This is a genomic window from Persicobacter psychrovividus (assembly GCF_036492425.1).
GTDB classification, from domain to species: Bacteria; Bacteroidota; Bacteroidia; order Cytophagales; family Cyclobacteriaceae; genus Persicobacter; species Persicobacter psychrovividus.
This window is the reverse complement of sequence record NZ_AP025294.1, coordinates 344,273-366,919: the sequence shown is the minus strand read 5'-3', so window position 1 is coordinate 366,919 and position 22,647 is coordinate 344,273. Positions and strand designations below refer to the sequence as shown.

Genomic DNA, 22,647 nt, shown 5'->3' with positions numbered 1-22,647 from the left:
ACTGTTCATAGCCGAGACCGTTGCCAGTAATGTAAACCAACCTTTATGCTGAAAGGACTATTTAAGAAAAAAACACCAGTCGAAAAGTATATGGCTCATTTGGATAGGATTTTCCAAACTGAACCTGAATACTATAAAGAGGAATCTAAAACGGACGGAATTCCTGGAGTTACAAGCATTGTCTATAAAGACATTCCAGAAAAAGGAATGATAACTGGAATTACGTACGGACTTTCACTCGGAAATCATCCAGACTGGAAATTTGGACGACCTGAATTGATAGTTACAGTTGGCTCGAAAGATGCATCTTGGGCTCAAGTTGCAGGATATTTAGCAAACAATTTGAGAGGAGATTGCCCCTTTAGCTATAGCAACACAATTAACTTTAGAGAAAAAATATCGGAGGAATCAGAAATGGACGCATTTCTTGTATTTGCACCTTCGATTTTGGACAAAAAAGATTTTGCGAATATCGACGTGGGACTGAATTACAAAATCAATATTGCTGGACTTTATCCAATCTATGCGTCCGAAATGGAATATATTGAGAAAAACGGACTTGAAAAATTTTGGAAAAATCCGAATTTTGATATGTACAACGTAAATAGAAAACGAATAAAATAATTAAAAAACACTACTGGCAACAATGGCTATAAGTAATTGCTTGTTCTCGCCTACTTCTGAAAATCCTCGCGGATATTCAGTTTGGTGTGCACTTGCAAAAGTTAAGTGCTAAACCACGCAACTACTCATAGCCGAGCCGTTGTTCCCAATCCACGTCGGTCAATAAATTTGAAAAATCTGAACGAAACGAGGCTACCAAAATTTCAATTATCACAAATATCAAACAGCGATCCAACAGTAACCATCCATAGTGAAACAGTAATAGAAAATTGGACGATAGAAGAGGAGTAAACTCAAATGTTTCGGACGTTTCAATAGCTAAAATTGACTCGACTACAACAAGGATTTTGGTCAAGAATATAGAAGGGGAGTTAATCTTTGGCATTAGTTAACGGACAAAATCAAAATAGATTGAAAACACAGCCGTTTGGTAATTGATTTAGTGAAATGAATAGGGAGTTGTAATGTAGTTGAAAGATGCAACAACGAAAATCGGTATAACAAAATCATAGTCTTTAAGCAAGACGAAAAGACAAGGAACAACACTATATATAGCGCACAGGGGTTTCTGTGGGTGATGAAACCTCAAATCCAAATCAACCATCGCCCAAGTTTTGAATCGGTTTAGCAGAGCAAATAAAACAGATTCAAAACTTGGGCTAGGATTTGTCCGCCAACTTCGGAAGGATAAAATCCCCAGCGCACCATATACACACCGTTGTGGCTAATTTGAAAAATGACAAGAATAGCATTCATACTGACCATTGGACTTTTAATTTCAAGTTGTAATAACATGACAACGAATTCCTCAGAATCAATTCCAGAAATGATGCAACCAAATTGGACAGGACTAGAAATTGAAAGCTTTCCTGTAAAATTTGGACAGGTACTAAAATTTAATGGCTTCAGTGCGGAAATGTCTGCTATTGTCTTGGACTTTAATGAAGACGAAAACGGACAATGGATTGGAGTATGTTTCATTGATCAAAATCGGCTTTTCGGAAGACAAATTCCAAGCGGGATGATTAACACGAAATGTCTTGACCTGCTTGACTTGACATATATTCAAAGAGATGCACTAATTGACTTTGAAGTATTGGAAATAATTGCAGTTAATAAAACGAAAGTTGGAATCGGTTCTCAAAGTCCTGCTACCAACTTTTCAGAAATTAAGAGAGACTTCGACAGGGGAATTGAACAAAGGAAAAAAGAACAAACCCTTTGTGACAAAGGATTGTCAGATTTAAACCCTGTAAGAGAATGCTATTTTGACATAAAAAAAATAAAAAACTAGCCACAACAATGGGTATAAAACATAGGGCTGACAGTGGTTTCCGCAAGTTTCGGATTCTTAGCAAGCATCGTCTTGGAGGACAAGTTCGTAGCTCCGAAATGCCCTCGTTTCATACCCGGAACGTTATCTCTGCTAAAAATAGCGGTCTATTTTGGTTGTCAGAATGATCATATGCTTGAATACTTTAAGGTAAATTGTTAATAAGTAGAAGTATAACAAGAGTTTATCAAAATTAACTCAGCGTTGATTTGACAATTGCGGTGTCGCATGGATTGGGAATTTCAAAAAATATTAGATCGACCATAAATGGTTTTTGACTTCCGATTTTCAATGCAGAAAAACGAACAACAGCAAAACGTGATTCAGCATTTTTTCAATTCAATTTAGCGTGACCATAAATGGTTTCAAGTCGCATCTTTCCAAATATTGTGGTGAGCAGGAGTGATCGCTAAACGTTAAAATTGGACGCACCTGACATCAATAAATAGGAGTTTATATTTTATAATAAGTTACGTGAACAGAAAGTTTATGAGACTAATAGAACGAATCTCATCGATTCGATGAAATTAGGAACGATGAAAAGAGATAACACTATATATAGCGCACAGGGGTTTTGGTGGGTGATGAAACCTCAAATCCAAATCAACCATCGCCCAAGTTTTGAATCGGTTTAGCAGAGCAAATATAACAGATTCAAAACTTGGGCTTGGAAATAAACCGCCAGCTTCGGAAGGATAAAATCCCCAGCGCACCATATACACACCGTTGCCCACAATTTACCTAATTGGAATACCAAATACTGATAATTTTAGTCATAGCATCAAGTTTAATTTTATGCTCGTGGTCTCGCACACAAATTGGAAACTTTCTTTATTTGGGAATGGTTATAGGACTGGCTTTAACCGTAATTCAATTGGTATGGAGCGTTAGTAGTGGGATTAATATGTTTTACATTGGCATATTTTTACTCATGCCTAATTACTTTTTCTCTTGTGAATACTCAAAAAGTGAGAAAATGATGCTGTTTTTGTTATTGATACCAACGAATATATACCACTTATTTCTTTTTCAGCATTACCCTATTTATGGAATAATTAAGGTAATGCCAATAATTGCTATTTCGGTATATGCATTTGTTATTTCACGAAAAGAATTAAAAAGCGAATTAAAAATACTAACATTAATTATAGCGGAGATAACTTTATCCTTGATGACTTAAAACTGTGGGCAACAATGTGTATTAGTAATGCGGGTAAAGTGCTAATAATAAATTGTTTTATATATATATGCAACAGATTTGGTTGATAGTTTGGTACTTAAATACCCCGCATAACTCATACACGGACCGTTGGCAGTAACCTTAAGAGACGTTCACAGATGAGAATAAGCATTTTAATAATTGGATTTATGAGTATTTTTTCAAACCTATTTTCACAAGAAATAAAACTATCAGATAAACTCGACAAGATTGGTTATTTTGATTTGATTGACGATACTGTAAAAAAAGAGCTGGTTAAGAAAAAAATCGACTTCGAGTATGCAAATGATGAGAATGAATATATCGGGAAAGAATGGTTGATATTACCGAATGATTATTATATCTCAAGTGTAAATAACTTGAAAGAATATGAAAATGGTTCTTCAACTTCCGATTTTAGAGCTTTTGAAGTTTGGGGTAGTAGCCTTTTTCAGGGTGAGTTTCCTGATTATTTAAAATCGGCAAAAGTTGTTTTCGAAAAAAACGGTTTGAAACTTGAATGGAGAGATGAGATTTTTGACGAAAATACAACAGAACGGATTCATCACAGAATAACTGTAAATGAGAAAGAATATATCATTTATTCAGGACCAGTAAGCCGTGATTTGTTGGGTAAAGTAATGGGTGATTATCTGAATACATTCAAAGATATCTTGAATGATGCAATACAGAGACAAGGTAGTAATTTGAGAATTGTTTTACTGACTCAACCAGAACATGTTGAATTTGTATTGCTTTCACCTGATAAATTGGTTGAATTTAAAAAGATAATAGGTAAGACAAAAAATAAACTAGAGGAATAAAGGCAACTGCCAACAATGTGTATAGTGCATAAGGGTTTCAGAGGTTTTCGAGCGTTATCACCCGCATTAATTTTGGGTGGTAATTTGATAGTATTGAAGCCCGCAATCCCTTACGACACCATACACGTAACGTTGTGGGTAATTGCGAGAAACGCACATGGATACTATGATTAACAATATAAGAGATGTTTTCTCAATTTTTCATGATGGAGGAATTATTGATTGTCAAGGTGATTTAAATAAATTGATCTTGACCATTCAATGTAATTATCTGGCAGAATTGATTAATCCAGACTTTGAAAATTTTTATGTCGACTTGATTTGTGTAAACAAACTGGATTTTGACCCATGGATGAATCCAATTGACTTAAAGAAAATTGAATTCAAAAGCCATGAAGAGTATTTAAAAGTGGATTTGGAAATATTATCCTCTGAAATTGAAGATGATTACGTTTTGATTACTTGCAATCAACATGATACAGACTTGGACTATTGTGGCGGAAATTTAATCATTTCTGCAAATGATTTTAGACTATTTGACCATAATAAAAACGTTATGACAATTGAGGAGCTTGATTTGATTTGTCGATTGTATTGGGATAAATTCAGTAAAAGAGAATAAAATTTATACGTACAGGCTATTTTGATATAAAAGCAAAATTGACACTTTGCTCGACTGACAAAGGTGGTTGAGTAACTGGAATTAAAATAGAATATAGACCAAATCAAGTTTTCGAATATGAGAATGGTAAATTAAAACAAACGTATATCGGGCAGATTACTTTTAGTGATAGAGAATGGATTTTGCCAGGAGAATCTTCCATTGTGAAAATAGAATTTCTGGATTTATTCGACATTAGAAGTTTCATCTAAATTGGTAGGATTTGGTCGATTCATGAAGGAGCAAATCGGATTGGAGAAGCTGAAATAATTGAAACAAATTAATAAGCAACATACCCACAACAATAAATATACGTAATGCGGGGCGATTTAATTAATTTGAACGATAGAGCAATTAATAGATAAAGTAGTGGTTTGAAAGTGAAGTGCCTTGAAATCCCGCACTACGCATATTCGAGCCGTTGTACACCATAAATAGGACGGATGTATTTTTTGAAAAAGATATTTAACAAAACTGCTTCAGAGAGATTTACAAAAAATTATCTCCGTATTTATGCAAACATTGATAAAGTCGAATATTCAGATCAAGAAAAAAGTGAATTAATAAACGCCCTAAAATCTATAGCTGATGAATTTTATCAGAAACCAAAGTTAGCATTTGATATAAGAGGTTCGGGCTACGGAATTTCAAAAGGCGATGAGACCCTTGGAATAAAAGCATTTACTAACCGACTCTCTCAAAAAGGACTTTCCAATTTGGATGGTGTATCTGTACAAATAAAAGATAAAAATTACTATTCTTCATTTAGTATCATGACAAATGAATATCAAACTCTGAAAAGGGTTGATATTGAATTCAATTGGCAACACGAAGGAGAAGAAAGTTTGAGTTTTTTCAATAATATACTCAGAAGCATCGTGGATGTTGTTAGCATAGAATACGCCTATTGTTACCCTGATAACGAAACACTAAGTGAAAGTGGAGAATGGAGAGTGAAAACTACGCCCTTATCAATAACTTCTTATCAAACAGATTCTGAAAAGTTATGGAACTCATCTATGGAACAAATAAAAGATGGCAAGATTAAGAAACTATATCCTATTAACATTTTTAATGAACGCCAAAAAACATCCATGGAGTGGTTGAAGAGGGAAATGGAAATTCTAATGCTAACTGACTCAATTGAAATATGGAAATCACCTAAATTATTCAGAGAAGGAATCAAGGTAAAAAATGCAATAATTTATTAAAAAGGTGTACAACATTATATATAGCGCACAGGGGTTTCGAAGAGTGGTGAAACTTCCAATTCAAAAGTAGGGCTTGGATTAAACCGCTAACTTCAGAAGGAAAAAATCCCCTGCGCGCCATATACGCACCGTTATCTCTGCTAAAAATAGCGGTCTATCTTGGTCATAAGAATGAACATATGCGTGAATATTTTAAGGTAAAGTGTTAATGAATAGAAGTATAACAAGAGTTTATCAAAATTAACTCAGCGTTGATTTGACAATTGCGGCGTTGGAAGGATTGGGAATTTCAAAAATATTAGATTGACCATAAATGGTTTTTGGCTTCTTATTTTCAAAGCAGAAAAACGAACAACAGCAAAAGGTGATTCAGCATTTTTTCAATTCAATTTAGCGTGACCATAAATGGTTTCAAGCCGCAGACTTTCAAACATTTTTTTCAACAACGGTGATCGCTAAACGTGAAAATTGGACGCACCTGACATCAATAAATAAGAGTTTATATTTATAATAAGTTACGTGAACAGAAAGTTTATGAGACTAATAGAACGAAACTCATCGATTCGATGAAATTAGGAACGATGAAAAGAGATAACACTATATATAGCGCACAGGGGTTTTGGTGGGTGATGAAACCTCAAATCCAAATCAACCATCGCCCAAGTTTTGAATCGGTTTAGCAGAGCAAATATAACAGATTCAAAACTTGGGCTTGGAAATAAACCGCCAGCTTCGGAAGGATAAAATCCCCAGCGCACCATATACACACCGTTGTAAGCCATTGAAAAAAATGAAAAATCAGAATATTTCAGAATTAGAACCTAATACCATTATTGGAGACGACCATGACGGATGGATTAATCTTCCGGCATGGGAAGGTTTTCAAGCAAGAAATGGAGCTTATGGTGCCAAAAATTCTGAAGAACCTTCTGATGGAATAATTAAAACTCACACAATAGGAATATCAGTTGATTATGTTCATCAATTGTCTCAGGCACAATTTGAATCTATTCAATACCTGACCAATAACTCTGAGATAGTAAGAGACTCACTTTTAAACAGTCTTTTAAAAGATTACCCAAACGCAAAAGAGATTTATGAAGAATTAATACCAGAAATTAATTCCATAGAAGAATACAAAGAGCATTTAGGACTCTCGTTTCTGCACATAATGGATAGTGAGAAAGACGGGTTTGCATACTATGGGTTTGAATTAGGATGTAGCTGGGATGATGAACATGGTGTTGGAGTTATGATGCATAAAGACAGAGTGATTAAAGTAGGTCTTGCGGAAGAATCATTTAATCATTGGACAACATATGATGACAATGGAACTTCTGAACAAGAACAGAAAAATTGGGAAAAGGAAAATGAGCAACTAACTCGTGAAAGGAAAAAGTGGTGGCAATTCTGGAAATAGAAAAATGGCTTACAACACTGTATATAGCAAATAGGGCGTTCAGAGGTTAACGAAAGTTCAGTGCTATTTACCAACACCGCCAAATCGTTGATTTAGTTCGCTGATTGTCTATTTTAAAGGTGCTCATGAACTAACGTTTGGCTTTTATGAATGAATAAATTAAAAACAAAATACAACGTTTTGGCTCAGTGCAAACCCGAAAGTTTATTGCTTTTACTGCCCTACTTGCCATATACTAAACGTTGTGGCTAATTTGAAAAATGACAAGAATAGCATTCATACTGACCATTGGACTTTTAATTTCAAGTTGTAATAACATGACAACGAATTCCTCAGAATCAATTCCAGAAATGATGCAACCAAATTGGACAGGACTAGAAATTGAAAGCTTTCCTGTAAAATTTGGACAGGTACTAAAATTTAATGGCTTCAGTGCGGAAATGTCTGCTATTGTCTTGGACTTTAATGAAGACGAAAACGGACAATGGATTGGAGTATGTTTCATTGATCAAAATCGGCTTTTCGGAAGACAAATTCCAAGCGGGATGATTAACACGAAATGTCTTGACCTGCTTGACTTGACATATATTCAAAGAGATGCACTAATTGACTTTGAAGTATTGGAAATAATTGCAGTTAATAAAACGAAAGTTGGAATCGGTTCTCAAAGTCCTGCTACCAACTTTTCAGAAATTAAGAGAGACTTCGACAGGGGAATTGAACAAAGGAAAAAAGAACATACCCTTTGTGACAAAGGATTGTCAGATTTAAACCCTGTAAGAGAATGCTATTTTGACATAAAAAAAATAAAAAACTAGCCACAACAATGGGTATAAAACATAGGGCTGACAGTGGTTTCCGCAAGTTTCGGATTCTTAGCAAGCATCGTCTTGGTGGACAAGTTCGTAGCTCCGAAATGCCCTACGTTTCATACCCGGAACGTTGTGTGGCATTTGAATGAAGACACTATATATAATATTAACACTAGTGCTACACCCCCTAAATTTAGCATGATTTTTTCTTGAATCACTGTATGGGAAGAAAAACATCTATTGTCATTGATCTGACGGAGCGAGAAGAGAGACTACTATTTAGAATTATTAATAGTGGGAAGACGCCTTCAAATATTCGTCGCCGAGCCTCATTTGTGTACCATTTTAATAAGGGGTTAAGCTTCAAAGAGATTTGTGCTAATGAAAAAGCAGATCCCAATACAGTGAAGAGATGGCTTAATAAATGGGACGCAATCAATGAGTTAGATGAAACCCAAAATAAAATAGGAGATACTGAATTTATCCGACTTATTTATGAACAATTAACTGATTCTAAAAGAAGCGGAAGGAAACCTCGTTTAACTGCCGAAGAAAAAATTCAAGTGCAAACATTAAGCTGCCAAGATCCTCAAGATTATGATGTTCCAATCACTGAATGGTCTCATGAGTCTTTGAGTGAGCAAGCGAAGAAAATGGGAATCGAAATCTCATCAAGTCATGTTGGTCGACTTTTAAAAAAACGAATTAAGTCCTCATAAAACTGAATATTGGATACATCCAAAAATAGGTGACCAACAGGAGCATAACGACCGTGTTTCTGATGTTTGCAGTGTTTATTTGGAGCAATCAGACGATGTTGTGACTATTTCTGTGGATGAAAAGACGGGTATTCAAGCTAAACAAAACATAAAAATAACCACAGCAAAAAGCGGTCAAGTTAAGCGAGTAGACCCAGAATACAAGCGGAACGGAACGACCTGTTTAATCGCAGGCCTGAATATAATGGACGGCGAGGTCACCAAATATCAACTTGGACAGACTCGGAATGAGGAGGATTTTTGTAAATTTATAGAGTCAATCATCGATAAATACCCTAACAAAAAAATCGTTTTTATTGCAGACCAGCTTAATACACATAAATCAGAGTCATTAGTCAAGCTAATTGCTGATAAAGTAAATTATGACAGTGATTTAGGTAAGAAAGGACGGTGTGGAGTATTAAAGACGATGAAGTCCAGGATGGAATTTTTAGAGGATAAAGACCATAAAATCAGATTTCAATATACTCCAAAACATTGCTCTTGGTTGAACCAAATAGAGAATTGGTTTGGCCGTTTACAGAAGCATGTAATTCGTAATGGGCAATTTAACTCGGTCCCTAATTTAGAAAGAAAAATCACCAACTATATTGAGTATTACAATGAAAGATGGAAAAAGCCAATTGAGTGGTGTTTTGGTGGGTTTTAAATCGGGTGGTATTTAAGGGTTATCGCACTAGCAGTCATTGACTTTGGACTGATTTGGTTATGGGTTTACCAAATGGACCCAGACCCAAGTGTCTCTATCGGAATTATTCTTTTGGTTCCGTTTGTTTTCGTACTGAATCTGATAATTGCAGGAGTTCTATTCTTTGCTAAAAAGAAAGAGTTTTCGAGAATATTCCTTATCAACTCTGTTATTGCTTCGATTGTAATGTTTTATCTATTTGGAGAAGGTATTGACAGACACCAAAATAATCGGTTGGAACAGTGGACATTTCAAAAAGCTGATACGACTTTTTCACTGATTAGATGGAAAGAGACAAACGAGTTTAGTATGACGTATAGCTTAAATCCAGGCTCGTCTTGGGGATTTTTAGATGGAACTTGCAAGAAGGAAAACGACAATTGGATTTTAAAAACTGACTCATTAACAATGACTATTGACGAAATGGACAACTTAATAGGTTTCATAAATCCAACTGACACCCTTGAAATGAATAAAATAAAAAGATAAAAACGCCACACAACAACGCATATAGCTTATGGCGGATGAACGGTTGCTAGCAAGGTTTTCGCTCCGTAGCCAAGTTTGGTTTTGTTGGACAGAAAAGTGCTTCGAAACCGCCACAAGCCATATGCAAACCGTTGTGCATAATTAAAAATGAAAAAACACCAAGCCATATTTTCTAAGATCAAGGAACTTTTGAAAAACCATTTCGGGAGTGATTTAAAGGATTATGAAGAAGGTGACCACCTAACAATTGGTGAAACAGGAATATGGATTTCTTGTGACGACAGAGAACTAACGGTTGGGTATGGATTGGTTCATCAGCATTTTGACCCTGAGTACGATGATGTTCAAATAGCGATTGACAGATTTTTCAATTTGCTGACAAAGAGAAAGCGAATCACAAAGTATTATAAGGGAAATTTTACCTATAAAAATGAGACTGATTTGATTCTAAGCGATTCAGAATTTGAAAACTTAGGAACGGCTATGACTTGGCTCTATCCTTATTGGAAAAAGACTAAGAAAGAAATACAATTCGAAGAAAACTTAATCGATTCTGATTCGATTGAGAAAGAATTGAAAGAAATAAAAAACTATGCACAACACGGTGTATAATGCATGCAAAGCACGCACCATACACTAACCGTTGTAGCCCATAAGAAGATGAAACATTATTACATATGAGAAAGATTTTAGCCTATTTATTTTTAAGCGTAATTGCAATTAATTCATATTCACAGAATCAAGAAATTGACAACAACCTGATTGAGTTAGGAAAGATTTATAGAAACTTCATGTTTCGAAATAACCCTCCCGAGGGGACTGATGAAAAATTGGATAAACTAAAGACAGATAAGTTGAATGTAACAGTTGAGTTTATCAAACAGACGATTACTCCTAAAAACGACCTGACTTCTGAGAGATTTTTACAACTTCCTGACACAACATCTCTAAAATACATTTTTGTAGTTAGACAGATAAACCTAAATATTCGAGAGGAGAATCCTAAAGACAATTATAAATTGATTGCTGATACCTTGAATTCTGACATCAAATATTTTGCTTTAGTTGATAATTACTATGATATGTTATTTAGTGGGATTGGAAATAAGAATCAACCATTTGATTTGACAGCCGTGAATTTTGAATTGAATAGTTATAATCTAAAGAGTGATACCGAAAAAGGGATTTTTTTCTTAAAAGCAATGAGTCTATGCGGCATGACTATTTGGGGGTACATGAATATTGTTAAGCCACCAAACTATAAGGCAGCGATGGAAAAGATTAGCAAATATCCAAAGTTTAATGGACAACCATATTACCAGTATCTTGATTTGAACTTTCCTGACTTTAAGATGAAAATCCTAAAAGATGAAGACGAAATGAGCTATAAAGAATACTTCATTGATAAATACCTTAATACATTGATTTATCATTATATGTGCTTAAATCAGAAAAAGAAATTTAAGGAGCAAAAAATGGATTTAGTATTAGGTTCGATTTTAAAAGAGAAACAGTATTATAAATACTCGAAAAATTATAAAGAGAATCTTGAAAGTTTATTTAAAACTCAGGAATACAAATAATTACGGGCTACAACAATGTGTATAGTGGATAAGGGTTTCAGAGGTTTTCGAGCGGAATCAACCGCATTAATTTCGGGTGGTAACTTGATAGGTTTGAAGCCCGCAATCCCTTACGACACCATACACCGAACGTTAGGGGCAATTAAGAGAGGCGGCCCAGCAAAATAAAACAGTAATAAAGAGAGAAATCAAATGTTTAAAAGAATATTTGGGAAAAAGGCAGAAACTAAGAAACAATCATATGCTATTGATTCTGAAAGTTCGAACAAAAAATTTAGTGCAGAATTGAAAGAAAAAATTGAGCAATCAAGACTTCAACTGATGACACACGAGTTATTTATGCATTATTGGAGTGATAATTTAAAAGAAGAAACTGAAAATCCAGAATGGCAAAATCAAGCTGTTTTTTTCTGGAAATTTAAAGAACTATTTGAAAAGAAATCCTTACCACCAAACTTTCAAGAATTACAGAAAAAGTATTTCATTGTTAATGGACTTCCTGAAAATGTTAATGTTTCAGCTGGACAAGTAATGCCATGGTTTGGGATGCCTGGAGGGGGAACTAAATATTTCTTCCAAACCTCTGAAAAACAAATTCCGATTGATAATTTAACCAAGAGTAATGCAGTTAGTTACGTTGAAGTTATTGAATTATCGGATTCAAACTCAGATTTATTGACCAAGACAGACGAATGCTTTTTTCTCATGGATACGACAATGATAAGCTTCGATAGCGGGAAGTTCTATTTTGGACAGGAAGAGATACCATTTGCCAATGCTGTTGAAATTGGAGGACTCGAATTGATAAGAATGAAAAAATAAAAGCCCCTAACATTTTGTATAAGTAATGGCAGGTAAAGTGCAAAATATCAAGCTTTGCGCCCGCTCAAACAGCGTGGCGGTTTGACAGGAAAGTACCACGCAATCTGCCACTACTCATACAATTCACCGTTGTTCCCAATCCACGTCGGTCATCATATTTCAACAAACAGAACGAAACGAGGATACCAAAATTTCAATCATCATCAAAACGAAGCAGTGATTCAACAGTAGTAGAAAACTGGATTGGTAGGAGAGGAGCAGACTCAAATGCTTCAGACGTATCAAAAATTAAAATTGACTCGACTACAACAGGGATTTGGCTCAAGAATATAGAAGGGGGGTAATCCTTAGCATTTGTTAACTGACAAAATCAAAATAGATTGAAAAGACAGCCGTGTGATAATTGATTGGGTGAAAAGATTAGCGGGTTGTAATGTTGTTGAAAGATGCAACAATGAAAATCGATATAACAAAATCATAGTCTTAAAGCAAGACGAAAAGACAAGGAACAACACTATATATGGCGCACAGGGGTTTTGGTGGGTGATGAAACCTCAAATCCAAATCGGCCATCGCCCAAGTTTTGAATCGATTTAGCAGAGTAAAGAAAACAGATTCAAAACTTGGGCTTGGATTAGACCGCGAACTTCGGAAGGATAAAATCCCCAGCGCACCATATACACACCGTTGGCAACAACACAAAGACGCAGTGACACATGAAGATTAGAAAAGATACGCCAGTAAGATTAAAAACGTTTTTAGGGACAAATATTTCACCTGAAGACGTAGACAAATTCGATGATTATTGGAAATTGATTGGACAAAGTGGGACTGTGATTAATGATAAACTTTCAGACAAAGAAAGGGTATTGGTATTATTCGATAGGGATTTAGACGATTTTCAATTAGCAAATCACAATCCGATTAAGAACTCTCTGATAATTAAAAAATCAGACTTGGAATTAGATGGATTCGGAATTTACCAACAAAAATTGGATAAAGAGCTTTTGAAGCGAACCAGTTATATGAATAATACAAAGTGGTTTAAGATATTTAACCAATTAAAAAAGGACAAACTCTTTTTCAGTGTCGCTCAGGTTAAATTTCTCATTTCTGACACTGCAACTGGATTTAGTTTTGACAAATTTGATTCTGACCATTTTGATAATAGTGGATTTGGAGATATTGGAGGTGGCCCGTTTAATTTTAATGAGATAGAATGGATTTCGATTCCAAGAAAGCCTGAGTTTGAAAGAAGAAATAGAGATGAAAAACTTAATCCTAAGATTATTTCACAACCGATTGATGAGCTTGTAAAAGCAATAAATATGTTAGGTCATTTTGAATATGATTTAGATGAATTTGAACTTAAAATATACGGATATAAATAAAGTACTGTTGCCAACAATGTATAAAAATAATAGCCGAAATATCAGTAAATTCAAGGGTTATAGCCCACTTCAACTTTTGTTTAACTTGACAAGAAAGTGCCACGCAACCGGCTACTATTTTTATACTAACCGTTGTAAGCAATTTGAGAATGAGTAAACTGAACTTCAATTTTATTTTTAAAAATGCATTCGATACGTTCAAAGTTTTTGAAACCATTCCCGTTGAAATAATTGGAATTTTAATAGAGGGACATTCTAAAACCATATGGCAAACACTAAATCATTTGATCATATGGAGAGAATTTCAGATAGAAAAACTGAACAATATAGATTCGAAGATTGATTTTAGTGAATCTGAATCTTGGATATTTGAATGGAAACCAAATAATTTGAACGAATGGAAAATAAAAATTGAGGAATTCAAAAATCAAACAGAACAAATTGAAAGAATAATATTGAATCTTGATTTGTCGGACTTAAAATTAAATGAGAAACTCAAACTAATTCAAGATTCAAGTACGCATTTATCATTTCATTTGGGAGAAATAATATTAATAGCCAGACAAAAAAACGAATATCCGAAACCAGAAAAAATGAATGAATTTTTAAACCAATAAAAACTGCTTACAACAATGGCTATAAGTAATTGCTTGTTCTGGCATACTTCTGAAAATCCGTTAGGATTTTCAGTTTGGTGTGTACTTGCAAAGTTAAGTGCTAAACCACGCAATTACTCATAGCCGAGACCGTTATCTCTGCTAAAAATAGCGGGCTATTTTGGTTGTCAGAATGAACATATGAGTGAAAACTATAAAGTAAAGTGTTAATAAATAGAAGTATAACAAGAGTTTATCAAAATTAACTCAGCGTTGATTTGACAATTGCGGTGTCGCATGGATTGGGAATTTCAAAAAATATTAGATCGACCATAAATGGTTTTTGACTTCCGATTTTCAATGCAGAAAAACGAACAACAGCTAAACGTGATTCAGCATTTATTCAATTCAATTTAGCGTGACCATAAATGGTTTCAAGCCGCAGACTTTCAAACATTTTTTTCAACAACGGTGATCGCTAAACGTGAAAATTGGACGCACCTGACATCAATAAATAAGAGTTTATATTTATGATAAGTTACGTGAACAGAAAGTTTATGAGAATAATAGAACGAAACTCATCGATTCGATGAAATTAGGAACGATGAAAAGAGATAACACTATATATAGCGCACAGGGGTTTTGGTGGGTGATGAAACCTCAAATCCAAATCAACCATCGCCCAAGTTTTGAATCGGTTTAGCAGAGCAAATATAACAGATTCAAAACTTGGGCTTGGAAATAAACCGCCAGCTTCGGAAGGATAAAATCCCCAGCGCACCATATACACACCGTTGTGGCTAATTTGAAAAATGACAAGAATAGCATTCATACTGACCATTGGACTTTTAATTTCAAGTTGTAATAACATGACAACGAATTCCTCAGAATCAATTCCAGAAATGATGCAACCAAATTGGACAGGACTAGAAATTGAAAGCTTTCCTGTAAAATTTGGACAGGTACTAAAATTTAATGGCTTCAGCGCGGAAATGTCTGCTATTGTCTTGGACTTTAATGAAGACGAAAACGGACAATGGATTGGAGTATATTTCATTGATCAAAATCGGCTTTTCGGAAGACAAATTCCAAGCGGGATGATTAACACGAAATGTCTTGACCTGCTTGACTTGACATATATTCAAAGAGATGCACTAATTGACTTTGAAGTATTGGAAATAATTGCAGTTAATAAAACGAAAGTTGGAATCGGTTCTCAAAGTCCTGCTACCAACTTTTCAGAAATTAAGAGAGACTTCGACAGGGGAATTGAACAAAGGAAAAAAGAACAAACCCTTTGTGACAAAGGATTGTCAGATTTAAACCCTGTAAGAGAATGCTATTTTGACATAAAAAAAATAAAAAACTAGCCACAACAATGGGTATAAAACATAGGGCTGACAGTGGTTTCCGCAAGTTTCGGATTCTTAGCAAGCATCGTCTTGGAGGACAAGTTCGTAGCTCCGAAATGCCCTCGTTTCATACCCGGAACGTTGTTCCCAATCCACGTCGGTCATCAGATTTCAAAAATCAGAACCAAACGAGGCTACCAAAATTTCAATCATCGCGAATATCAAACAGCGATTCAACAGTAACCATGCATAGTTAGTAATAGAAAATTGGACGATAGAAGATGAGCAAACTTAAATGTTTCGGACGTTTCAATAACTAAAATTGACTTGACTACAATAGGGATTTTGCTCAAGAATATAGAAGGGAGGTAATCCATAACATTTGTTATCGAACAAAATCAAAATAGATTGAAAACACAGCCGTGTGATAATTGATTTGGTGAAAAGATTAGCGGGTAGTAATGTTGTTGAAAGATGCAACAACGAAAATCGATATCACAAAATCATAGTCTTTAAGCAAGACGAAAAGACAAGGAACAACACTATATATAGCGCACAGGGGTTTCTGTGGGTGATGAAACCTCAAATCCAAATCAACCATCGCCCAAGTTTTGAATCGATTTAGCAGAGCAAATAAAACAGATTCAAAACTTGGGCTTGGAAATAAACCGCCAGCTTCGGAAGGATAAAATCCCCAGCGCACCATATACACACCGTTGTGGCTAATTTGAAAAATGACAAGAATAGCATTCATACTGACCATTGGACTTTTAATTTCAAGTTGTAATAACATGACAACGAATTCCTCAGAATCAATTCCAGAAATGATGCAACCAAATTGGACAGGACTAGAAATTGAAAGCTTTCCTGTAAAATTTGGACAGATACTAAAATTTCATGGCTTCAGTGCGGAAATGTCTGCTATTGTCTTGGACTTTAATGAAGACGAAAACGGACAATGGATTGGAGTATGTTTCATTGATCAAAATCGGCTTTTCGGAAGACAAATTCCAAGCGGGATGATTAACACGAAATGTCTTGACCTGCTTGACTTGACATATATTCAAAGAGATGCACTAATTGACTTTGAAGTATTGGAAATAATTGCAGTTAATAAAACGAAAGTTGGAATCGGTTCTCAAAGTCCTGCTACCAACTTTTCAGAAATTAAGAGAGACTTCGACAGGGGAATTGAACAAAGGAAAAAAGAACAAACCCTTTGTGACAAAGGATTGTCAGATTTAAACCCTGTAAGAGAATGCTATTTTGACATAAAAAAAATAAAAAACTAGCCACAACAATGGGTATAAAACATAGGGCTGACAGTGGTTTCCGCAAGTTTCGGATTCTTAGCAAGCATCGTCTTGGTGGACAAGTTCGTAGCTCCGAAATGCCCTACGTTTCATACCCGGAACGTTGTGTGTAAATTCAGCAAACCGAACTAAAAACAAACTAAATGGGAATATTTGGAAATCTATTTGGAAGTAAAAAATTAAGAATAAATGACTCTGATTTTGGAGAAATTCAGAGTTTTAGTTCGAGAGGAAATGATGTTGGTTGGCAGATAAATAAAAGATTATTTAACTCTGACATTGAAATCCTAATTGCAGGAGATAAAAGCGGAATTGCCGACACTCAAAAACGGATTTTACTAAATGCTCTGAATAACGAAACGGAAATAAAAGCTGAATCGGAAAAAGCACTTAAAGAACAGTTTGAAAAAGCAGAAATGGAATTCGTGTCGATTGAAAAGCATTTTGAACTGAAAGGAATATCAGTTCGTGACGAAGGATTTGAAATGGCGTTTCAAGAAAAAGAAGGACAAAACTACTTTTTCAGTGTTCATTTTGAGAAAAATAAACAAGTTGGAGTTTCAATAGATGGATAAGTAAAAGTTGTTATGAAAAGTGGACTCGAAAAATGGAAAAAGGAAATTGATGAAGTGTCGAATTGCATTTGGAAAGTGAAGCTTACTCATGCATTAGGTCCGACTATTGAAAAAATCGGAGACAATTTATTATTACTTGAGAAAGATGTTGAATTATCAGCAATCGAAATGGAAAAGCAAATTGAAGAAAAAGTAAAAACTACACACAACAATGTGTATCATTCATAAGGGTTTCAGAGGTTTTCGAGCGTTATCACCCGCATCGATTTTGGGTGGTAACTTGATAGTTTTGAAGCCCGCAATCCCTTACGAAATCATACACTCACCGTTGTGCCCAACCAAAAAAAGATGGACGGATTTTTAAAACTGAATAAACATAAATTAAGATTCGCCTTTGTTGCGACCTCTTTAATATTTTTATCGTTAGCCCTAATACTATTAATAATCGGTTATTTTAATGAACAATTTCCTGACCCAGTTTTATTAATAACAATCTTGTTAGTAGCAGGAATCGGATTTCCAATTTTCATTATCGCAATAGCTTACCTTGAATGGCTATCAAAACGAAGAGTTAGAAAACGAGCATTTTCCAAATCACCCTATGACAAACTTCCAAAAATTGGATTTACAAAAACTTTTATAAATGAAAAAACAAAGTGGTTTTTCACTGAAGAAACTAAAGAAGGTTTTGTTAACAATTTCAAAATTAAATGTGACATAACCAGAGAAAACTCAAAAACGATACAGTTCAAAGCTCTTGTTGAACATAGGCAGATAGATAAAGATGAATTCAAACGCCTAGAGCATCTTTTTAATAAATATGATGTGATCTTTGATTTTGAGGGTTTGACTAAGTTACTTGACATAAACAACCCGGCAATCGCTTCTGTGCAACAACTTGAATCCGAATTAATGAAATTTACTGAACTGTTGAAAAATGAAAATTTTGAACCAATAAAGGCAAGGCACAACACGGTATATAGCAAATAGGGCATTTAGTGACAAATTGAAAATTCTGAGCTATTTACAAAGTCCGCAAGATTGAAAGTTCAATGCTTTCTACTGCCCTACTTGCCATATACTAAACGTTGGGCGTAATAAAAATGACGCAGTGATGTAACTTGTTGTAAAAGTGATAAAGTAATTGATAAATGTTATATTTGAAAGTTAGATAACTTATAATTCTCATATTAAGAGAACATAATAATGAAAGAAAAGGCAATAGAATATATAGAACTTGATTTATTGGATTTTGACCCATTAAACCCAAGAGTACCAAATAAGATAAAAAATTCATCTACCAATGAAGTCATCAGGTGGATGCTAAAAGATGCATCATTGATTGACCTTATGGAGTCAATAAGTACGAATGGTTTTTTCCCAGGAGAACCTCTATTAGCAATTAGAAAAAATAATAGATTTGTCATTATTGAAGGAAATCGTAGACTTGCGGCTTGCAAAATACTAAGTAATCCTGTGGGCATTGATTTTATGAAAGCCACTATTGGTCAGGTGTTAGAGCGGTCAAGTAAAGAAAATATTCCTCACAAATTACCTGTAGTTATCTTCGATAACCGAGAAGAAGTTTTAAGTTACTTAGGTTATAGGCATGTTACTGGCGTTAAAAGTTGGAGTTCACTTGCAAAAGCTAGATATCTCCATCAACTTTATAAAATTGATGGAGAACCTAATGATTACGAATATTTTAGATTACTTGCTAGAAAGATTGGTAGCAAAGCCGATTATGTAAGGAAATTAGTGATATCCTATGAATTATACTTAATAATTGAAAAAGAAGCATTCTTTAAAATTGAAAATCTTGATGATAACAACTTTGAATTTTCAAAATTAGCTGACTCTAGTACTAGATACAGTAAGATAACTAGTTTTCTAGGTATAGATTTGAAACAGGAAAATCCTTTAGAAGACTTAGATATTAATAATCTAAAGCAATTAACTAAGTGGCTTTTTGAGAAAAATTTAGAAAACCAAACTAGAGTAGGCGATAATAGGAATATTAGAATACTTAATGAAATTGTTGGTAATGAAAGAGCTTTAAAAGCATTTTGTGATGGTAAAAGTTTAGTTGAGGCAAGGCAATTAACTTCATATCCTAATCAAATTATGAAAAATTCTATTTCAGAGTCACTTAATAAGTTAAAAACAGCTTGGAATATTCTTCCAGAAGTTTCTGAAACAGACATGTCTGATTTAGATGCAATACGTGAATTATTAGAATACCTTAAATTACTTAATTCAAGCATCAAAGATAAGATTAACAAAAAGGACTCTGATGATTTTCAATTGTAATTATATATGAGGACTTCAAAAGATATTACCAATACACCTAAGACTTCAGATTTAAATAAGTGGGCTGACTATATTGAATTATTGTGCCTAAAAAACCCAGATGGTCTACTTACTTGTGATGCTCTGTATGATAGAATAACTGATGAAAAAGATTCAACAGATGATGACAATGAAGATACAGGCATTACTGAAAGTGAATCTAATGATAGATTAATGCAGAAAGTTATTGATAGATTTACTTTTGTTTCTTCAAGAGTACATCATTATTTAGACTTTTATCCATTCGAATTTGATACTTCTGAGAATATTATCTATTTGAAAAAGGAATTGTTTAGAAAGCATTACTTTTATTTATACCTTCTATACTCTTCGAACCTTGACTACTACAAGGAACACATGAGTGATTTAACTTCAAATTTTGAATTGATTAGCACATTTTCTTTAAAGAGTCACTTACCACGCTTCACTCAAGTGCATTCATTCGGTAAGTCCAAGATTAAATCTAAGAAATTTAATCAAAATAAGCTCTCTGATAAAATCAGAGAATTAAGTAAAGAATTACGCCTTGAATTATCACCATATTTTTCTGAGGATAAGATATCAGGAGATTTTGGACTAGATATAGTTGCGTGGTATAATCATGATAATAATGAGGCGGGACCAATATTCTTTGGGCAATGTGCTTGTGGTTTTGATTGGGAGGCTAAACAATTTGATGCGCATTATGACAAATGGAAAAATTGCATTTCATTCAGGCATCCTCCTGTTTCTACAATTTATATTCCAAAAAGCTTTAGGGACACTTCTGGGCTTTGGTTGGATGACATGAAAATATATTCGACAATAGTCTTTGATAGGTTACGTATATTAAAGAGAATGTACCGACGTTATTTAAAGGAAATTCATAAGATTTCAAAACCATTTGTAGACAAGGAACTAAAAGAAAAACTTGCAGTGGCAGAATAATTACTACGCCCAACAATGTATAAAAATAATAGCCGAGACAGTAGTAAATTCAAGGGTTGTAGCCCGCTTCAACTTTCTTGTAACTTGACAGGAAAGTACCACGCAATCGGCTACTATTCTTATACGAACCGTTGTAGCACATTAAAAAAATGACAGAAAGCGAATTCATAGACTATTGGAATAAGGAATATCCGGAATCGTTTCCAATCAATCACGAATTAAAATGGATATATCCCGACAGATGGTTTAGGATTCATAGTTTGCCTGAGTCAAAACGATATGCCGAATCTGCGGACGAGTACAGAATCATACTTGATCGACAAAACCAATTGATTAATGACCTGATTGGAGAAGAATCAGAAGTAGCAATTTCTTTCGGGCTTTACACAAACGACATAGCCAATGACAATTACAAAGAATTAACTGACTTTGGAGAATTTCTAAAAGTATTAACCATTGACTTACACAAGGAAAGACCTGAAGAATATGAAGATGAAATGTTCTTTGATATTTACGTAAAGACTGAAAATTGGAAAAACGGAAACAGAGATGAAATTCTCAAAGCGATTGCTGATGATGAAATAAGAGCAATGTTTGTCAGTCCATCAAAGAAATGTGTGATTGCACCTTATGACGGTGGAGTTGACGTGATTGTTAACACCACCGAAAATAGAGACAAACTAAAGGCTAAATACAAGGATTGGCTTTCTGACATAGAAGATGGAATGTAAAAAAATAAATAAAAACGTGCTACAACAACGCATATAGCTTATGGCGGGTGAACGGCTGCTAGCAAAATTTTCCCCTCGCAGCCAGCTTTGGTTTCGGTGGACAGGAAAGTGCTTCGAAACCGCCACAAGCCATATGCAAACCGTTGTGTTGCATTTGAACAGACCCTGCATAAATGGAAATTATAAAGAAAATATTAGAGCCAGAATACGATAGAAAACCAATTTATCGGACAGAGGAATCTGGAAATGATTTTTCATTTGCTTGCGATGAATGTGGCAAAACAATTCTTCTTGATTCAAAAAGACAAATTGATAATAGTTGGAATGGAAAAACAGATTCTTTAGCAAATCGTGATTTCGAGTTTTTGAAAGCTTACTACAAAATTGGTTTAAATAACAAATCAGCGGACGGTGGATTTCCTGTATTTGATAGATTGACTTGTTCTAAATGTGATAGTAAATATATTTCATATTGCGGAGTTCAAGAATTTAGTAATTCTGCATTCATGGTTACACTCAATGGATTATTTAAAACAGAAAGCGCAAATCTCGCAAAGACTGTTAGAAATAGTGTAATTGACATTTTAAATTTACTCGGTGATTACGAAAAGCAACTTGATTATGGGAAAACAGTTGGAGATTACATTGCGATTCAAGAAATGGTTTGCATGTGGTTTGACGACAACTACCATCCTGATAGCGAAAATTTTATTAAAGGATTCTCAGAAAGTGAATTGATTAAATTGAAAGAGTTCAATGATTATTACGACTCGATCTTTAATAAAATCCCTGACCAAGACATTAGAACTCTTCACATTGACCCGAATTGGGAAAAACTTGTTAGATTAGCACAACAGACTGGGAATGAATTAAAAACGCAACACAACAATGTATAAAAATAATAGCCGAAATGGCAGTAATTTAAAGGGTAGTAGCCCGTTTCAACTTTCTTGCAACTTGACAGGAGAG

At 34.5% G+C, this 22,647-nt stretch carries 26 protein-coding genes; 24 read left to right on the top strand and 2 right to left on the bottom strand.

Going from position 1 to position 22,647, the window contains the following annotated elements; translation table 11 throughout:
• Positions 1-45: 45 nt before the first annotated feature.
• From AABK40_RS18655 to AABK40_RS18585, 15 genes are all read left to right on the top strand, one after another.
• Positions 46-624 carry a suppressor of fused domain protein gene (locus AABK40_RS18655; protein ID WP_338398732.1) on the top strand — a complete coding sequence of 193 codons (579 nt, stop codon included), beginning with the start codon at positions 46-48 and terminating at the stop codon, positions 622-624.
• 736 nt (positions 625-1,360) lie between these two features.
• On the top strand, positions 1,361-1,918 hold the full coding sequence (locus tag AABK40_RS18650) for a hypothetical protein (protein ID WP_338398731.1): 558 nt from the start codon (positions 1,361-1,363) through the stop codon (positions 1,916-1,918).
• A gap of 1,407 nt (positions 1,919-3,325) precedes the next feature.
• Entirely contained in the window at positions 3,326-3,979 is a 654-nt protein-coding gene (locus AABK40_RS18645; RefSeq protein ID WP_338398730.1) for a hypothetical protein, read from the top strand.
• Between the two features lie 166 nt (positions 3,980-4,145).
• Positions 4,146-4,601 (top strand): hypothetical protein, encoded by a 456-nt coding sequence (locus tag AABK40_RS18640; protein ID WP_338398729.1) that lies wholly within the window; start codon positions 4,146-4,148, stop codon positions 4,599-4,601.
• Between the two features lie 491 nt (positions 4,602-5,092).
• Positions 5,093-5,851, top strand: a complete 759-nt coding sequence (locus AABK40_RS18635) for a hypothetical protein (protein ID WP_338398728.1) — start codon at positions 5,093-5,095, stop codon at positions 5,849-5,851.
• A gap of 790 nt (positions 5,852-6,641) precedes the next feature.
• On the top strand, positions 6,642-7,271 hold the full coding sequence (locus AABK40_RS18630) for a DUF6985 domain-containing protein (RefSeq protein WP_338398727.1): 630 nt from the start codon (positions 6,642-6,644) through the stop codon (positions 7,269-7,271).
• A 260-nt stretch (positions 7,272-7,531) separates the two neighbouring features.
• Entirely contained in the window at positions 7,532-8,089 is a 558-nt protein-coding gene (locus tag AABK40_RS18625) for a hypothetical protein (RefSeq protein WP_338398726.1), read from the top strand.
• A gap of 215 nt (positions 8,090-8,304) precedes the next feature.
• On the top strand, positions 8,305-8,802 hold the full coding sequence (locus AABK40_RS18620) for a helix-turn-helix domain-containing protein (RefSeq protein WP_338397051.1): 498 nt from the start codon (positions 8,305-8,307) through the stop codon (positions 8,800-8,802).
• Between the two features lie 79 nt (positions 8,803-8,881).
• Positions 8,882-9,511, top strand: a complete 630-nt coding sequence (locus tag AABK40_RS18615; protein ID WP_338397052.1) for a transposase — start codon at positions 8,882-8,884, stop codon at positions 9,509-9,511.
• 72 nt (positions 9,512-9,583) lie between these two features.
• A complete protein-coding gene (locus tag AABK40_RS18610; protein ID WP_338398725.1) occupies positions 9,584-10,039 on the top strand; it encodes a hypothetical protein in 456 nt (151 codons plus the stop codon).
• Positions 10,040-10,186: 147 nt separating this feature from the next.
• Positions 10,187-10,651, top strand: coding sequence for a hypothetical protein (locus AABK40_RS18605; protein ID WP_338398724.1), 465 nt, complete (start codon positions 10,187-10,189; stop codon positions 10,649-10,651).
• A 65-nt stretch (positions 10,652-10,716) separates the two neighbouring features.
• Positions 10,717-11,622, top strand: a complete 906-nt coding sequence (locus AABK40_RS18600) for a hypothetical protein (RefSeq protein ID WP_338398723.1) — start codon at positions 10,717-10,719, stop codon at positions 11,620-11,622.
• 192 nt (positions 11,623-11,814) lie between these two features.
• On the top strand, positions 11,815-12,444 hold the full coding sequence (locus AABK40_RS18595) for a glycohydrolase toxin TNT-related protein (RefSeq protein WP_338398722.1): 630 nt from the start codon (positions 11,815-11,817) through the stop codon (positions 12,442-12,444).
• Positions 12,445-13,160: 716 nt separating this feature from the next.
• Complete coding sequence (locus AABK40_RS18590) at positions 13,161-13,835, top strand: DUF6678 family protein (protein WP_338398721.1); 675 nt, start codon at positions 13,161-13,163, stop codon at positions 13,833-13,835.
• 149 nt (positions 13,836-13,984) lie between these two features.
• Positions 13,985-14,452: a hypothetical protein gene (locus tag AABK40_RS18585; RefSeq protein ID WP_338398720.1), complete on the top strand. Its 468-nt coding sequence runs from the start codon at positions 13,985-13,987 to the stop codon at positions 14,450-14,452.
• A gap of 574 nt (positions 14,453-15,026) precedes the next feature.
• Here the strand turns inward: AABK40_RS18585 and AABK40_RS18580 are convergent.
• A complete protein-coding gene (locus tag AABK40_RS18580; protein WP_338398719.1) occupies positions 15,027-15,302 on the bottom strand; it encodes a hypothetical protein in 276 nt (91 codons plus the stop codon).
• Here AABK40_RS18580 and AABK40_RS18575 point away from each other — a divergent pair.
• The gene (locus AABK40_RS18575; RefSeq protein WP_338398718.1) at positions 15,301-15,801 is read left to right on the top strand and encodes a hypothetical protein; all 501 of its coding nucleotides are present in this window, start codon (positions 15,301-15,303) and stop codon (positions 15,799-15,801) included. The two genes, AABK40_RS18580 and AABK40_RS18575, sit on opposite strands and share 2 nt — an antisense overlap.
• 430 nt (positions 15,802-16,231) lie before the next feature.
• Here the strand turns inward: AABK40_RS18575 and AABK40_RS18570 are convergent, their stop codons facing one another.
• Complete coding sequence (locus tag AABK40_RS18570) at positions 16,232-16,576, bottom strand: hypothetical protein (protein ID WP_338398717.1); 345 nt, start codon at positions 16,574-16,576, stop codon at positions 16,232-16,234.
• On the opposite strand from AABK40_RS18570, the gene AABK40_RS18565 reads away from it, so the two are divergent.
• The 8 genes from AABK40_RS18565 (at position 16,575) to AABK40_RS18530 (ending at position 22,574) form a co-directional block, all read left to right on the top strand.
• Positions 16,575-17,075, top strand: coding sequence for a hypothetical protein (locus AABK40_RS18565; protein ID WP_338398716.1), 501 nt, complete (start codon positions 16,575-16,577; stop codon positions 17,073-17,075). The genes AABK40_RS18570 and AABK40_RS18565 overlap by 2 nt on opposite strands.
• Before the next feature lie 164 nt (positions 17,076-17,239).
• A complete protein-coding gene (locus AABK40_RS18560; RefSeq protein ID WP_338398715.1) occupies positions 17,240-17,671 on the top strand; it encodes a hypothetical protein in 432 nt (143 codons plus the stop codon).
• 12 nt (positions 17,672-17,683) lie between these two features.
• Positions 17,684-17,899 carry a hypothetical protein gene (locus AABK40_RS18555; protein WP_338398714.1) on the top strand — a complete coding sequence of 72 codons (216 nt, stop codon included), beginning with the start codon at positions 17,684-17,686 and terminating at the stop codon, positions 17,897-17,899.
• A 120-nt stretch (positions 17,900-18,019) separates the two neighbouring features.
• A complete protein-coding gene (locus AABK40_RS18550; RefSeq protein WP_338398713.1) occupies positions 18,020-18,661 on the top strand; it encodes a hypothetical protein in 642 nt (213 codons plus the stop codon).
• A gap of 216 nt (positions 18,662-18,877) precedes the next feature.
• Positions 18,878-19,981, top strand: a complete 1,104-nt coding sequence (locus AABK40_RS18545; RefSeq protein ID WP_338398712.1) for a ParB/RepB/Spo0J family partition protein — start codon at positions 18,878-18,880, stop codon at positions 19,979-19,981.
• 6 nt (positions 19,982-19,987) lie between these two features.
• Positions 19,988-20,947, top strand: a complete 960-nt coding sequence (locus tag AABK40_RS18540) for a hypothetical protein (protein ID WP_338398711.1) — start codon at positions 19,988-19,990, stop codon at positions 20,945-20,947.
• A gap of 149 nt (positions 20,948-21,096) precedes the next feature.
• Entirely contained in the window at positions 21,097-21,678 is a 582-nt protein-coding gene (locus AABK40_RS18535) for a DUF3885 domain-containing protein (RefSeq protein ID WP_338398710.1), read from the top strand.
• A gap of 173 nt (positions 21,679-21,851) precedes the next feature.
• Positions 21,852-22,574, top strand: coding sequence for a hypothetical protein (locus AABK40_RS18530; protein WP_338398709.1), 723 nt, complete (start codon positions 21,852-21,854; stop codon positions 22,572-22,574).
• Positions 22,575-22,647 lie beyond the last annotated feature (73 nt).

Bases quoted from the DNA above. Each gene is read 5' to 3' on its own strand.
- AABK40_RS18655 (WP_338398732.1), top strand. From the start codon at position 46: ATGCTGAAAGGACTATTTAAGAAAAAAACACCAGTCGAAAAGTATATG.
- AABK40_RS18650 (WP_338398731.1), top strand. From the start codon at position 1,361: ATGACAAGAATAGCATTCATACTGACCATTGGACTTTTAATTTCAAGT.
- AABK40_RS18645 (WP_338398730.1), top strand. From the start codon at position 3,326: ATGAGTATTTTTTCAAACCTATTTTCACAAGAAATAAAACTATCAGAT.
- AABK40_RS18640 (WP_338398729.1), top strand. From the start codon at position 4,146: ATGATTAACAATATAAGAGATGTTTTCTCAATTTTTCATGATGGAGGA.
- AABK40_RS18630 (WP_338398727.1), top strand. From the start codon at position 6,642: ATGAAAAATCAGAATATTTCAGAATTAGAACCTAATACCATTATTGGA.
- AABK40_RS18625 (WP_338398726.1), top strand. From the start codon at position 7,532: ATGACAAGAATAGCATTCATACTGACCATTGGACTTTTAATTTCAAGT.
- AABK40_RS18620 (WP_338397051.1), top strand. From the start codon at position 8,305: ATGGGAAGAAAAACATCTATTGTCATTGATCTGACGGAGCGAGAAGAG.
- AABK40_RS18610 (WP_338398725.1), top strand. From the start codon at position 9,584: ATGGACCCAGACCCAAGTGTCTCTATCGGAATTATTCTTTTGGTTCCG.
- AABK40_RS18605 (WP_338398724.1), top strand. From the start codon at position 10,187: ATGAAAAAACACCAAGCCATATTTTCTAAGATCAAGGAACTTTTGAAA.
- AABK40_RS18600 (WP_338398723.1), top strand. From the start codon at position 10,717: ATGAGAAAGATTTTAGCCTATTTATTTTTAAGCGTAATTGCAATTAAT.
- AABK40_RS18595 (WP_338398722.1), top strand. From the start codon at position 11,815: ATGTTTAAAAGAATATTTGGGAAAAAGGCAGAAACTAAGAAACAATCA.
- AABK40_RS18590 (WP_338398721.1), top strand. From the start codon at position 13,161: ATGAAGATTAGAAAAGATACGCCAGTAAGATTAAAAACGTTTTTAGGG.
- AABK40_RS18585 (WP_338398720.1), top strand. From the start codon at position 13,985: ATGAGTAAACTGAACTTCAATTTTATTTTTAAAAATGCATTCGATACG.
- AABK40_RS18575 (WP_338398718.1), top strand. From the start codon at position 15,301: ATGACAACGAATTCCTCAGAATCAATTCCAGAAATGATGCAACCAAAT.
- AABK40_RS18580 (WP_338398719.1), bottom strand. From the start codon at position 15,302: ATGTTATTACAACTTGAAATTAAAAGTCCAATGGTCAGTATGAATGCT.
- AABK40_RS18565 (WP_338398716.1), top strand. From the start codon at position 16,575: ATGACAACGAATTCCTCAGAATCAATTCCAGAAATGATGCAACCAAAT.
- AABK40_RS18570 (WP_338398717.1), bottom strand. From the start codon at position 16,576: ATGTTATTACAACTTGAAATTAAAAGTCCAATGGTCAGTATGAATGCT.
- AABK40_RS18560 (WP_338398715.1), top strand. From the start codon at position 17,240: ATGGGAATATTTGGAAATCTATTTGGAAGTAAAAAATTAAGAATAAAT.
- AABK40_RS18555 (WP_338398714.1), top strand. From the start codon at position 17,684: ATGAAAAGTGGACTCGAAAAATGGAAAAAGGAAATTGATGAAGTGTCG.
- AABK40_RS18550 (WP_338398713.1), top strand. From the start codon at position 18,020: ATGGACGGATTTTTAAAACTGAATAAACATAAATTAAGATTCGCCTTT.
- AABK40_RS18545 (WP_338398712.1), top strand. From the start codon at position 18,878: ATGAAAGAAAAGGCAATAGAATATATAGAACTTGATTTATTGGATTTT.
- AABK40_RS18540 (WP_338398711.1), top strand. From the start codon at position 19,988: ATGAGGACTTCAAAAGATATTACCAATACACCTAAGACTTCAGATTTA.
- AABK40_RS18535 (WP_338398710.1), top strand. From the start codon at position 21,097: ATGACAGAAAGCGAATTCATAGACTATTGGAATAAGGAATATCCGGAA.
- AABK40_RS18530 (WP_338398709.1), top strand. From the start codon at position 21,852: ATGGAAATTATAAAGAAAATATTAGAGCCAGAATACGATAGAAAACCA.